At 46.9% G+C, this 1,036-nt stretch carries 1 protein-coding gene; it reads right to left on the bottom strand.

The window, feature by feature from the left end:
* Positions 1-115 precede the first annotated feature (115 nt).
* A partial coding sequence (locus ACWATR_RS40355; RefSeq protein ID WP_460346091.1) for a hypothetical protein occupies positions 116-1,036 on the bottom strand: 921 nt, incomplete at its 5' end.

Below are 1,036 nucleotides of genomic sequence, written 5' to 3'. Positions count from 1 at the left end.
GGTTCGTTACCCTTTGGTGTAATTGTCCAGAATTTGAATTGTGGCGAGAAATATTTGAAAGTGAACGAGTTTAGTAAACTTTGTTGCATTAAATTATTGTTTCCTCGCTGCACCATCATTTCTGTTGCCTCCACTCGATTTTGTACTCCCGTTCCATAGCCGCCAGCAATTTTGCCTGCAAGGATGACAGATAAGGTTTGGCTTGTTTCCCCAACCCCTGCAACAGCCAATCCACAGAAGAGTCACGGGTCGCCACTTGATGCAACTGCCGTAACCTCACACATAGCTGCTGCATGAATCTACAATCTTCATCAAGCAATTCCAGTAACTTCAGGTGTTCAATCTTCACGGTATAGTCGCCGTCCCAGGTCTGGACTGTACAGCTGTATTCCCAAACGTGACTTACCACGCCCCAATAACCCGCTTTACCTCTCAAGTCTGGGTTATCTCTGGGCAGAAGAATGCATATTTCACCAATATGGTAAGGATTGGGTACTTTCGTCCTTTCGCGTATCCTATCCACTACATCTTTCACTATGCGACCAGATGGAATCTTATTGCCAGCTTGCTCTACTGCCTGCTGCCATACATCCGCTTGCACAGAAGGTTCCAATTCAGCTTTCGCCAAAAAGCGCAATTGTCGTTCGTTGGTCGGCATTGGAATTTGCCGACCATTGGTCGGCAAAAACTTTTGGAGATTCTCATAAACCACAGTAGCCGAAATCTTTAGGTAGGCGGCATCACGGCTATAATTGAAGCGATCGCGGCAGTATTCTTCAAAAGTACGGTGCGTGGAACGGTACAGCCGTCTGTCCCTCAACTCCATCAGCGCCTGACCTGCTGACAAAAATGCCCTTTCTACCTGACGTTCCAATTGCAAGCGTAAGCTTTGTTCTTCTTCGGTCAACTCTGTAACTTCAACAGCAGTAACCGTAATCGTTGCTGAGGCTGGGTTGTCTTCGCTAGAAGTATTTTCGAGAGCAGAGTCGGTTGCTGGCTTTGGTTCACCAAATGCCCCAGGGATAACTTTCTTACG

The sequence above is a fragment of the Nostoc sp. UIC 10890 genome (genome assembly GCF_054786515.1).
This window is presented reverse-complemented; position numbering and strand designations above follow the sequence as displayed.